Annotated in this window: 13 protein-coding genes; 7 read left to right on the top strand and 6 right to left on the bottom strand. The window is 38.2% G+C overall.

Going from position 1 to position 10801, the window contains the following annotated elements; genetic code table 11:
- Positions 1-278 (top strand): DUF6887 family protein (locus tag AC5JMF_RS24230; protein ID WP_495798259.1); only part of this gene is annotated, 278 nt, incomplete at its 5' end.
- Between the two features lie 183 nt (positions 279-461).
- Here AC5JMF_RS24230 and AC5JMF_RS24225 read toward each other — a convergent pair.
- Positions 462-635, bottom strand: a complete 174-nt coding sequence (locus tag AC5JMF_RS24225) for a hypothetical protein (protein WP_495798258.1) — start codon at positions 633-635, stop codon at positions 462-464.
- A gap of 232 nt (positions 636-867) precedes the next feature.
- Here AC5JMF_RS24225 and AC5JMF_RS24220 point away from each other — a divergent pair, with 232 nt between their 5' ends.
- The 4 genes from AC5JMF_RS24220 (at position 868) to AC5JMF_RS24205 (ending at position 4848) form a co-directional block, all read left to right on the top strand.
- Positions 868-2445 carry a peptidoglycan-binding protein gene (locus AC5JMF_RS24220; protein ID WP_495798257.1) on the top strand — a complete coding sequence of 526 codons (1578 nt, stop codon included), beginning with the start codon at positions 868-870 and terminating at the stop codon, positions 2443-2445.
- Between the two features lie 137 nt (positions 2446-2582).
- Positions 2583-3119, top strand: coding sequence for a hypothetical protein (locus tag AC5JMF_RS24215; protein WP_495798256.1), 537 nt, complete (start codon positions 2583-2585; stop codon positions 3117-3119).
- A gap of 176 nt (positions 3120-3295) precedes the next feature.
- Positions 3296-3685: a DUF1304 domain-containing protein gene (locus tag AC5JMF_RS24210; RefSeq protein ID WP_495798255.1), complete on the top strand. Its 390-nt coding sequence runs from the start codon at positions 3296-3298 to the stop codon at positions 3683-3685.
- A 14-nt stretch (positions 3686-3699) separates the two neighbouring features.
- On the top strand, positions 3700-4848 hold the full coding sequence (locus AC5JMF_RS24205) for a lipase family protein (protein ID WP_495798254.1): 1149 nt from the start codon (positions 3700-3702) through the stop codon (positions 4846-4848).
- Between the two features lie 73 nt (positions 4849-4921).
- On the opposite strand, the gene AC5JMF_RS24200 is transcribed toward AC5JMF_RS24205, so the two are convergent.
- The 5 genes from AC5JMF_RS24200 to AC5JMF_RS24180 form a co-directional block, all read right to left on the bottom strand.
- The gene (locus AC5JMF_RS24200) at positions 4922-5569 is read right to left on the bottom strand and encodes a hypothetical protein (protein WP_495798253.1); all 648 of its coding nucleotides are present in this window, start codon (positions 5567-5569) and stop codon (positions 4922-4924) included.
- Between the two features lie 88 nt (positions 5570-5657).
- Positions 5658-6311: an antibiotic biosynthesis monooxygenase family protein gene (locus tag AC5JMF_RS24195; protein WP_495798252.1), complete on the bottom strand. Its 654-nt coding sequence runs from the start codon at positions 6309-6311 to the stop codon at positions 5658-5660.
- Positions 6312-6562: 251 nt separating this feature from the next.
- A complete protein-coding gene (locus AC5JMF_RS24190; RefSeq protein WP_495798251.1) occupies positions 6563-7396 on the bottom strand; it encodes a helix-turn-helix domain-containing protein in 834 nt (277 codons plus the stop codon).
- A 150-nt stretch (positions 7397-7546) separates the two neighbouring features.
- Complete coding sequence (locus AC5JMF_RS24185) at positions 7547-7717, bottom strand: hypothetical protein (RefSeq protein ID WP_495798250.1); 171 nt, start codon at positions 7715-7717, stop codon at positions 7547-7549.
- 41 nt (positions 7718-7758) lie between these two features.
- Complete coding sequence (locus tag AC5JMF_RS24180) at positions 7759-8412, bottom strand: glutathione S-transferase family protein (protein ID WP_495798249.1); 654 nt, start codon at positions 8410-8412, stop codon at positions 7759-7761.
- 284 nt (positions 8413-8696) lie between these two features.
- Here AC5JMF_RS24180 and AC5JMF_RS24175 point away from each other — a divergent pair, with 284 nt between their 5' ends.
- Together AC5JMF_RS24175 and rnhA are read left to right on the top strand one after the other, a co-directional pair.
- Positions 8697-9635, top strand: coding sequence for an alpha/beta hydrolase (locus AC5JMF_RS24175; RefSeq protein WP_495798248.1), 939 nt, complete (start codon positions 8697-8699; stop codon positions 9633-9635).
- Between the two features lie 115 nt (positions 9636-9750).
- Complete coding sequence (rnhA, locus tag AC5JMF_RS24170) at positions 9751-10659, top strand: ribonuclease HI (RefSeq protein WP_495798247.1); 909 nt, start codon at positions 9751-9753, stop codon at positions 10657-10659.
- Positions 10660-10801: the final 142 nt, after the last annotated feature.

The following is a 10801-nucleotide window of genomic DNA, read 5'->3' as shown; positions in this document are numbered from 1 at the left end:
GGCATCTTGCCCGCCCTAATTATGCAAGTTATATGTGGAACAGCTTATCCCCTGTTACCTATAACCTGTTCCCTATTTTCAAACTAGGTCTAATGATGTCCGGTCAACCGAAGCCGAATTTTGAGCAAATGACTATTAAGCAGCTAAGAGCTTATATCCTAGCTAATAGAGAGGATGAAGACGCAATACATGCAATAGCAATGCGTCTACGAAATGAAGGCAGAACAGCTACAGTTGACGAATTTTTAGAACATATCAAACAGCAGACTCCAGATTAGAGCAAGCATTTCTAAGTCTGCTCTGCTGTTTGTGTAAACACAATTTCATACAGCGACATTTGAAACTCGTTATTAGCGAGCGATCGCATCTGCATCAAAGGTTCTACAAAAGGCGGATGCTCGTTCATTTTCGCATACTCTTGTTGAGAACTCCACAGCCCATAATTGATGGCACGTGCCCCATCAAGCGATCGATGAAAATGCGTTGTTAGTAATCCGGTTTGTCCAGTAACCAGCTTTACCGCGACGGTAAGTTTTCCCTTCCCAGGTGTGGCGAAATACAGCCTCCTGCGCCCTTGTTAAGCGTCCACGTTTCAATAATTGCTCAACGAGTGCGATCGCTTCTTCAACAGTCATTTATCTACGTATAAATACTAAGTTAACTATGATATTCGCATCATAGGCTTTACTTGTTTAAAAAAGTTTACGTAAATTTACTACTAAAAGCCGACTTTTTTCCGACCTTTTCCGACCGACAAACTTTATACAAAGCAATAGAGTATTTGGATAAGCGGTATTCATCTCCCCAACTTCTTAGAGGGGATATAGAAAAACCAATAGTACACAAAGTTATACTTGGGGATAATTAATGATGGCTAAAATAAATCCTGTTTTAAAACAAGAATATGTTCAACTCTACAATACCTGTAAAATTAAACCCGAACACACAAATGAAATTGACAATTATATTGATACTATTATTCAAAATAAGGAAAAATATAAATCTGTTGAAAAAGAAAGTAATGTACCTTGGTACGTCATTGCTAGTATTCATTTGTTAGAAGGAAGCCTTAACTTTAGTACTCATTTGCATAATGGTGATCCTTTAAGTGCTAAGACGGTTAATGTTCCATCCGGTCGTCCTTCTGGTAATCCTCCTTTTATTTGGACGACATCAGCTATCGACGCACTAGAATGTGACGGTTTATCCGACTGGACTGATTGGAGTATTGAAGGTATCTGTTATTGCTTGGAAAAATATAATGGTTGGGGTTATCGGTCGTATCATTCTGAGGTTAAATCACCTTATTTATGGAGTTTTAGTGAACATTACACTAAAGGAAAATATCAAAGTGATGAACATTTTAATCCTAATTTAGTCAGTGAACAATGTGGAGGAATAGTAATACTTAAACGCTTAGAAGAAAGAGGATTAATCAATTTCAATAATATTATCGATCCATCTCAGCAAGTGAATTGGTTAGAGCTATTTCGTAAAGAAGTAGGTGCAAATAATTTACCCACCGCAGTATTTGCTGCTATGGTCAATGATAAACCATTTCATGTGGTTGAATTATCTAATCGCAGTACAGATGATCTTGTCGCTTTTTTTGGTAAGTATCCGAATGCAAAAACTTTTCACATAGCCTCTTCTGGTAAAACTATTCCTACTCCTTCAATTCCTATAGTTCTTCCTCCGAATTCTTTACCGGATCTAACTCGTATTTTACGATGGGGAGATAAAGGAAATGATGTTAAAGCCTTACAAGAGGCTTTAAAACTTCTCGGTTTCAATGTAGGGGCAGAAGATGGAGATTTTGGAGATCAAACAGAAACGGCAGTCAAAGCATTTCAATTTCAATCTGGTTTGTTGGCAGATGCAGAAGTCGGGCCAATAACTTGGGAAAAACTTGGGGGTAAGTTTGTTGATAACCCAATTGTTTCAACAGATCCACGTCATATTCAATTAGCTACTTTTGCTGCTAATGAGGCAGCTAAAAGACTGCGTTGGAATGGAGCCTCAAGTGATGCGGAAAAATATCTAGCACCATTACGTCCCATTATGCAGCAGCTAGGACACATTGGAAATACGCCAGTTTTCTATAATTGGTGTGCTGCTTTTGTTACTTATTGCTGTCGTAAAGTTGGCATAGACATACCTGATAAACCAAATAATTTTTGGGCATCAATAGCTTTAGTTGAATCTTGGGAATATTGGGGCAAACAAAATGGATTTTTCTATCGAATTGGGCAAACAAAACCTATGCGGGGAGATATTGTAACCTTTGATTTTTCAAGTAGTGATGGAGAATTTAATCATATTGGTATTGTTAGAGGATACACTCCAGGCTCTACAGTAGAAACTGCGGAAGGTAATGCTTCAGGAGTCTCTGGACACTTTTCTCGCTCTCTCTCAGTTGTGTCTGGGATTATCAGAATACGTTAATAGCTAGGATTAGTATTCACTAGTTATTACAGTAACCCTACTTAATGGAATTCAAAAAATTCAATAGCAAACAAAGCTAGGAATTTTAAACTAAGTTATGTCAATCTACAATTCTCTATACAGCGAAGGATGAAGTTATGAGCATAAAGCCAGACAAAGTAGAACTTTATGAACAAGGAAAACTAAAGCTAGAACTTACTGATTCGGATACAGGGAGTCTTAATGGTAGAGAAGGCCCTAATGGTAAGTATAACGGTGAAGCAACATCAGTAAAAATTATTGGTTTAGCAGGGTCAGGAGTAACTTTTTATGATGATAGAGAATTTAGAACAACTGAAAATCGCGTTTATATAGAAAAACTGACAGATGAGCCAATAGAAGTTTTCATCAGTAAAAACTTTGTTCAAACTGACGAAAAAATAGGAAGTGGCATTTTCTTTGGTGAAGAACCAGATAAATACAAGTGGATACTTTACAAAAAGCCTAAGTCTAGACTGGACTGGGAAACAATTGTGAAGCTTATTTTCGGTGGTACTCAAGGAGTAGTAGGTCGTTTAATATCAATTGGCGGAGTAATAGGAAAAATTATTGATGATGAAAATGAGCCTAAATCAAATAATTATCGTGTTGATAACTGCTCTAGCGTTAAATTTGGAGATCCACCCCCAGCTTAGTTAAAGTAGATTAAAGATTCATGAAGTAGATTAGAAACTATTTATAAACTGCTTGATAAGCTGAAGAACATATTATTTTGGCAGTAATTATTAGTTTTGTGGGGTGCGTTATGGACGGAACTTACTAACGCACCGCATTAGTAAAATTAGTCAATTTTTAATGTAGAAGAAATAACATGGAACTCAATTCAAGAATAACGCAAATAGTGATTGTAATTATTGGTATTATCCATGCTATTTTAGCATTTGGAGAGATTGTCTTCGGAGCATTTTTACTAAAAACAAGGTTTGATTTTCCCCCAGAATTAGCCATGCAAGCAGAACCAATTGTCAAAAATGCAGGTATTTACAATAGTTTTATTGCAGTAGGGCTACTATGGTCAGCTTTTGACACTACTAATCCGAAAGCGTTGCGTATCTTCTTTTTAACTTGCGTTACCATTGCCGGAATTTTTGGAGCAATTACTTTAAGACCGACTACTCTAATTATTCAAACTATTCCAGCCATCATTGCTCTGTTATTAGTTTGGAAAATAAAATCTGATTCCCTAGAATCAAATCTATAAATAGTGGAGTTTTTATGTTCTCACTTGATAAAGTTACAATTCCTGCTGATTCAGCTTTTGATCTTGAACGTGCAATGGAGTTAGCTAATCTCATTTCTGTAGCATATAACGAATATGAAGTTTGGGACAGCGATGACAACTTACAAACAAAAGACTCACTTCCTAAAATAATCACTGGTTCTAGAGCATTTGTTGAGCTTCATGCAAACCAAATAGAAAAGTTTCAAACTCAAAATAAAAGCTACAATCACCTTGACCAGTTTTGGAAACAAAAACCAGATAAGCTAGAAACTTATGAGCGTATCCATAGTTTTGGTTTTCCTCAATGGTGGTGGGCAGATTTGTTTAAATTAGATAGTTTGTTAGAATTATTTAGGTCAGATATCAGAGATATTATTGACAATCTTACAGATTTAGTTACTACTGAGCAAATTTTTGGTTTTATTGCCAGATCCGCTAATCATCCCCGAAGAATTTTTGTAGTTTTTCGAGGAACTCGTGAAGCTGCCGAATGGTTTAATAATTTTAGACCTAAACCAGCAGTATTTTTGAAAGATGAAAGTTTAGGAGAAGTAAGAAATGGATTTAATTTAATTTATACTTCAGAAAGAGAAAACTTTAATCTTGACAACCTTCTTGCTCCAAGAATATTTCCCCCTATCAAGGAAACTATAGCTCAGTTTTTTGAAACTGAATTAAAAGACGATTCAGAAGTATTTATTACTGGACATAGTTTAGGTGCAGGTTTAGCAACTTTGGCAGCCTTGCACATTCATAAAATAGCTGAAGGTAAAAATATCAATTCTTCTATTCAGCTTTATACAATTGCTAGTCCGAGAGTTGGTGACGAAACATTTGCTAGATATTTTGACAATTTTGAGAAAATCAAAAGTTTTCGGATTATTAATAGCGAAGACTTAATTCAATCTATTCCTTTGCCATCAACTCAAGTTGTCGATGATGAAACCTTTAATAGCATGACCAAAAGTAAAAAGAGACGATTTGAATTTTTGAGAAATTTTTTAAAGAGAATAACTGGTGGTCAATCAGAAAAACACTATCAACACGTTGGTATACCCATCACCTTTACTAAACAAACAGGAACGATCGCTGGTAATCATAATCTCACTGAAACCTACCGAAAAGCATTAGATAATCTTTAAGTTGATGTCAAAGTAGCGAAGACCATTGGCAACAATTTAAGATTATTAATTATTTGTCAATCAGCAATTGTGCTTAAAATAATGTCAAAACATCAGGTTGGGAACACAATGACCATCGTCCTGACCTTAAACAATGTATATTAGATTTAATAGCAAGTAGTGATGGAGATATACCCTTATTTTTCAGAGGGGCATCAGGAAACGAATCAGATAAAGCAGTATTCGCCCACATTCTAGTGGAGTATAGTAAACAAATAGATAAGGCATCAACTAATCCTAACTGCTCTGCCCACTCAGTAAGATAGTCATAGTCGAGATTTTCGGCTTGTAACTTGACTATGCCCAAAACATCACGCCACTGTTTTTCTGATTGGCTTTCCCTTCCCCACAACAACTTTTGCAGCACCAAGTCTTCAGGTGAGATTACCCAAAAAGCGGGCATTCCCTCAACATCGAGTAACTGCCGCCGCACCATTTGCGATCCTGCAAACGGTGTATTATCTATCACGTATAGATCAGCATTGGCGATCGTTTCCGTATGAGCAAGTGGTGCATCCCGATGCCGGATTTTTGCCCCCGCAAGGCAAAATTTCTTTACTCCCTGGTCGTGGGCGGCAAACATTTCTATCCGTTGTTTGAGCGATAGTCGGCGCAATCTATCAAACAGATAGATATCAGCTTCTATATCGGTGTCTGGGACTTGGGGATGATAGTGTATCAATACATCTTTGAGATGAAGGCAGAACAGCTACAGTTGACGAATTTTTAGAACATATCAAACAGCAGACTCCAGATTAGAGCAAGCATTTCTAAGTCTGCTCTGCTGTTTGTGTAAACACAATTTCATACAGCGACATTTGAAACTCGTTATTAGCGAGCGATCGCATCTGCATCAAAGGTTCTACAAAAGGCGGATGCTCGTTCATTTTCGCATACTCTTGTTGAGAACTCCACAGCCCATAATTGATGGCACGTGCCCCATCAAGCGATCGATGAAAATGCGTTGTTAGTAATCCGGTTTGTCCAGTAACCAGCTTTACCGCCTCTTTTGTTGCCTCCAGAAAACGGGGTTGATCAGCAGGGTTTTTGAGCTTAAAGATGCCGAAGTTAATCAAACCTGCACCTACAGCAATTTGCATTTGACTGTTGGCTGGTTCGCTGATAAAAATTTCGTAGAGATGAGAATCAGGAGTTAAAAAGCCGGTCATTTTAGCAGCTAAGGCAATGTCACAATTATTGATATATGCTTCATAGTCTGCTTGGCGCTGCCACTGCACATAATTGACGACACGCAAACCATCAAAACTACGATGAATTGCACTTGCGACATATCCAGACTGCTGTTTGAGTATATTTTTGGTATGAGCAACCAGGCTATCTATTAAAGACCATTGTTGATCAGGCTGCGTCACAAAAATATCAATTGCTGCTAGAACTAAATTGTCTTTAAAAACAGTAAGCATGAGATCATCCCCATCTCGTTAAAGGCAACAGGGAACAGTGACTTGATTAGCAGAGGATTTAGACCCCTCCCAATCACATTTCCCTTGAAAAAAGGAGGCTGGTTCGACCAAGGAGGGAACAGAAGTTGAATGTTGCCTGTTAAGCGTTCCCTGTTCTCTCCCCTAGCACAGCTTCGGTGAACTGCCCAACCCAGAATATAAAGCTCTTGATTTGGGGTATATCTATTTTTTGCGTTTTTAGCAGATTCTTGCTATTTCATTAAAAACTGTTTTGGCGTAACTCCTGTCAAGCGCTTAAAATGCCTGCCAAATTGACTTTGACTGGCAAAACCCACTTGCAACGCCGCATTAGCAATACTTTGCTGTTCCTGTAAAAGTAATTTCTTGGCACGTTCAATACGACATTGAATCAGATATTGATAGGGAGAAAAGCCTGTAGATTGTTTAAATAAGCGAGCAAAGTAATATTGGCTCATGCTAAGGTGAACGGCGATCGCTTCTAATGAAATATCTTCTGCAAAATGAGCTTGGATGTAGTCAATCGCCTGCTGTAGTTTATGTTTAGGTAAACCACCTGTATAGTTGGGAATGTTGGAAGTTCGTGTTGAGTAGCGTTTTAAGAGATGAACAGCTAAAGCATTCGCCATCGATTCTGCATAAAGGCGATCGCACAATCCATCGATTTCTAATTCTGATTTGAGCGCTAAACCAATTTGTTGAATCAAAGGATCGCAAACCTTAAAAGTTGGTATGATTTCAACTCGCTCAGCATCAACGCATTCATATATAGCAGCAGCAAAAAGCTTAGACTCTAGGCGAAGTAACAAAAACTCTGCTTGTTGATCCCAAGCTAATTTTCGATGTAAATAGGGCGGTGTAATCATAATATCACCTACTCCAAAATAATCTTGACTACGCCGTCCTTCTGCCGTCCGTTCTAATTGAATTGGTTTTCCTAGATGAATACTAATTAGATAATTAGCAAGACAACACTCAGAGGAACCATTTGCTGGCTGTTGATGTTGTTCAACGCGAACAATATCTGAAACAACTTCTTGACTCCATAAAATAGGCGATCGCGTCATAAATTACATCACTATATTTTTATTGATTGTTCATCCAATTTTCTACATAAATATTTCGGCGTTGTTGAATATGGTGTGAAAAGCTCACGCAGAGATGCAGAGAAGAACGCAAAAATTAGGACTTTTAATAAGAAGCTCTGCAACCAATACTCACAAGAAATAGACTTCTTGCAAAAATACTTGAACCGTCAGAGACTCAAGTCTCTGCCTAATAGCAAAAGTCCGTTGAAACGGACTAAAAATACTGTTATTAGTCGGTTGAAACCGACTTGAGTTATCAGCCAGAAAATTTATTTTCTGGTGAGTATCTGACTTTTGCAAGAGGTCTAATGATGAAAATATTTCTTCCCTACTCCCCATCTTCAAAACTCGTATTCAGAAATTACTTCTGTTTCATTTTTAGCCGCCTGAATCCATTCTTGCATTGTCGGTAGTGCCAAAACTGCCTCTACATAATCTCTAGAAACAGCATCTAGCTGCACATCATAAGCAACAAAACGCAAAACAACAGGGGCAAAAAAAGCATCGGCAATTGTAAAATCACCAAACAACATATCGCCACCAGCCCCAAATTTTTGACGCGATTCTTGCCATATACTAGTAATGCGGTCAATGTCTTTTTGTACACCCAGTGCTAAACCTTTGCCAGGATATTTCACACGGCAATTCATCGGCATATTTTGACGTAGCTTTTGAAAACCTGCGTGCATTTCTGCACTGATGCAACGAGCAAATACTCTTGCTGTTTTATCCTCTGGCCACAAATGCTGATGAGGAAAAGCTTCAGCTAGATATTCGCAAATCGCTAAAGAATCCCATATCGTTTGAGTGTCGTGCAACAATACAGGTACTTTTCCTGATGGCGAGTACTGACGAACTTTTGTTGAATAATCCGAGATGTATAGAGGAATACAGACTTCCTCAAATTCCAAACCTGATTGTTTTATCGCTAACCAAGCCCGCAGCGACCAAGATGAATAATTTTTATTCCCAATTACTAAAGTAAGTTGTGTCATATTTTGATTACAAAAACTAGGGGGTAAGGGTGTAGGGGAAAGGAAAATCCTTCACAATCTAGATTATTGTAGAGATGCTGCAAAAGCACGTCTCGATCAAAAAAATTATCTTATTGGGTAATTTTATACTTTTTATGCTAAACTGTACAACATTTTGAATACTTAACTATTGATATTAGGAGCGCAAACTAACTTATGGAGAAAGAAAAGTTTTGAATTTAATTTCATTTATATCCTCTCACATAGACTTATTATTTTTATTGGGAATAACTACGTATCATGCTGTGGCTACTAGACAAGAAAAGTTACACATGAAGCCAATAGGAAAATTGATTGATTTAGGTAGTCATAAATTACATCTTTATTGCGCTGGCGAAGGAAATATTACAATCGTCTTAGATCATAGCCTTGGTGGCATAGAGGGTTATTTTTTAGTAGAAGAACTAGCGAAAATCACACGAGTTTGTATCTATGACAGAGCAGGATATGGTTGCAGCGAATCAAATTACCAACCCCGTACTAGTGAACAAATAGTTAAAGAGTTACACAATCTTTTGCTCAAAGCAGAAATTGAGCCGCCTTATATTTTAGTTGGTAACTCATTTGGCACTTATAATATGCGCCTTTATGCTCACTATTTTCCCGAAGAAGTATTAGGCATAGTTTTAACAGATGGCTTGCATGAAAAACTAATGTTATCTATGCCAATTAGCCTGCAATTATTGAAATCATTTTTCTCGATTTCTTTCGCGATCGCATCTCTAGGAGCCGCTTTAGGAATTGTGCGATTTTTAGGTATATTAGGTATATTTGAAATTATGAAGAAAGAGTTACGTCAGTTCTCTCCGCAATCATTAAAAATTGTTAAAACATCTTTTTACTCTGCAAAACATTGGCTGACAATGTTTCGGGAAATGTGGAGTTTGAATCACAGTGGTTATCAAGTTCAAAAAGCTAATGATTTAGGCAAAATTCCGATTATTAATATCAAAGCTAATACTTTTCTGAAACCTACTTTGGGTAAGCTTTATTTTTCTATTCAAAGCGCTGATAAACTTCGTGATGTCATGCAATCTCATTTACTCTTACTTTCAACCGACTGCCAACAAATATTGGCAGAAAAAAGCGGTCACTTTGTTTGGATAGATCAACAAGAAACAATTGTGCAAGCCGTTACTCAAATTTTCCAAAAAGTGCAAAATATCAATCAAACTAATTCGTAATCAAGTGTAAAGCCTAACTTCGTCTTGCTGCGCTAACACCCCTTTGCCCCCAAGCCCAACGCAGGGTGGGCGTTTCAATTCCCCATTCCCTGTTCCCTTTCATCAAATTTTTACCATGTCTACTCAACGCATAATCCAAAGCATATACACCGATGGCGCTTGTACTGGCAACCCTGGCCCAGGAGGCTGGGGTGTTGTCGTCTACTTCAGCGATAGCTCAATTCACGAAATGGGCAATGCATCATCACACACTACCAACAATAAAATGGAGATGCAAGCTGCGATCGCTGGCTTACAATTTTTGCAAGCATCAGCACAAACTCAACCCATTACCCTTTATACCGATAGCGAATATCTCATCAACTCCGTTACCAAGTGGATAAAAGGCTGGAAGAAAAAAGGCTGGAAAAAAGCAGACGGGAAACCAGTTCAAAATCAAGACTTGTTAGAAATTCTCGATGAACTCAATACCCCCCAGATAAAATGGCAATATGTCCGGGGTCATTCTGGTAACATAGGCAACGAACGCTGCGATGTGATTGCTCGCTCCTTCGCCAATGGCAAAATTCCATCACTGCAACAGTTATCATCTACCGAGCATTACAAATCTTTATCTAATCAAAGCGAATTAAATGTAACAAAAGTATCTGATTGTGATGCAAACTCTACAATAATTAACAAAAGAACAAAAGAAATTAGTACTTCTACACTAGAAATAACTATTATGGAACCATCAACTGGGCCAGCTGCGGCCGCAACTGAAGAAAAACCGTCTGAGATGAGGGTGTTGCAACTCCGCAACCTAGTAGAAACTCTGCGTATTGCTGATGAGATTGCTGAAAAAGGCTACTTAATCACTAGTTCGGAACTAGCAGACTTGATGGATGTCCACGCTAGTGCCGTTACTAGCAGGGGAGATCAGTGGCGCTGGCGCAACTGGATAGTGTCGAGGGTACGCCGTGAAGGAAATCAAATTCTCTGGGAACTAGAACGTGGTGATCAAGTAGGAAGTGAAAATGAATAAGGGGGAATTGGGAATGGGGAATGGGGAATCTCTTATGGGTAGGTTTTGTAGATTTCACATTTTGGTTGACGCGCTTACGCGGGGACACGGTGAGACAGCGCTGCAGGAGGGTTTCCCTCCGCAGGCGACTGCGTTAGCGCAG

The organism is Desmonostoc vinosum (assembly GCF_059505385.1).
Note: the sequence above shows the minus strand (reverse complement) of the source record. Positions and strands in the feature narration are given on the sequence as shown.

Bases quoted from the DNA above. Each gene is read 5' to 3' on its own strand.
- AC5JMF_RS24225 (WP_495798258.1), bottom strand. From the start codon at position 635: ATGACTGTTGAAGAAGCGATCGCACTCGTTGAGCAATTATTGAAACGT.
- AC5JMF_RS24220 (WP_495798257.1), top strand. From the start codon at position 868: ATGATGGCTAAAATAAATCCTGTTTTAAAACAAGAATATGTTCAACTC.
- AC5JMF_RS24215 (WP_495798256.1), top strand. From the start codon at position 2,583: ATGAGCATAAAGCCAGACAAAGTAGAACTTTATGAACAAGGAAAACTA.
- AC5JMF_RS24210 (WP_495798255.1), top strand. From the start codon at position 3,296: ATGGAACTCAATTCAAGAATAACGCAAATAGTGATTGTAATTATTGGT.
- AC5JMF_RS24205 (WP_495798254.1), top strand. From the start codon at position 3,700: ATGTTCTCACTTGATAAAGTTACAATTCCTGCTGATTCAGCTTTTGAT.
- AC5JMF_RS24195 (WP_495798252.1), bottom strand. From the start codon at position 6,311: ATGCTTACTGTTTTTAAAGACAATTTAGTTCTAGCAGCAATTGATATT.
- AC5JMF_RS24190 (WP_495798251.1), bottom strand. From the start codon at position 7,396: ATGACGCGATCGCCTATTTTATGGAGTCAAGAAGTTGTTTCAGATATT.
- AC5JMF_RS24180 (WP_495798249.1), bottom strand. From the start codon at position 8,412: ATGACACAACTTACTTTAGTAATTGGGAATAAAAATTATTCATCTTGG.
- rnhA (WP_495798247.1), top strand. From the start codon at position 9,751: ATGTCTACTCAACGCATAATCCAAAGCATATACACCGATGGCGCTTGT.